1 protein-coding gene is annotated in these 464 nt (G+C 34.3%); it reads right to left on the bottom strand.

Translation table 11 applies throughout. The features are described from left to right. Nucleotides 1-464: terminase large subunit domain-containing protein (locus tag J1M44_RS11300; RefSeq protein WP_241253055.1), on the bottom strand; the 464-nt coding region annotated here is incomplete at both ends.

Below are 464 nucleotides of genomic sequence, written 5' to 3'. Positions count from 1 at the left end.
TTTATAGAGACACCTAAGTTGGGATTTGCTTTTATCCAGTTCGACGAATCATTAATATCATCGTCATCATCCAAAGATGCTAAATAATAAAAAGTTCTTTCGTCTTCTATGATTTGATCTAAGGTGTCTCTTCCCGCTTCTACCATATCAACAAGTGGACCATCTAATTGAAACCCTGCTGTCGTAATGTAGATGAGAAGAGGTTGTAACCTTGCAGCTCTTGAGTTTTTTATAACTGAAATCAATTTATAGTCTTTAAATTCATGAATTTCATCAAAAATCCCCATGTGTGTATTCAATCCATCTAACTTATCGCTATCTGATGCTTGGGGCATAATTTTTGATATCGTTGCGTCATAATGGATTTCATCTCTTAATGTTCTGAAATTTTTATCAAGCTTTTGGCTAGCTTTAATCATCGCCTTAGATTCATCAAATAGAATCCTCGCTTGTTTCATCACATT

It is taken from the genome of Micrococcus sp. KRD128 (genome assembly GCF_017168395.1).
GTDB lineage: Bacteria > Actinomycetota > Actinomycetes > Actinomycetales > Micrococcaceae > Micrococcus > Micrococcus luteus.
The sequence above is the reverse complement of the archived record's forward strand: the minus strand, read 5'-3'. Positions and strand labels throughout refer to the sequence as shown.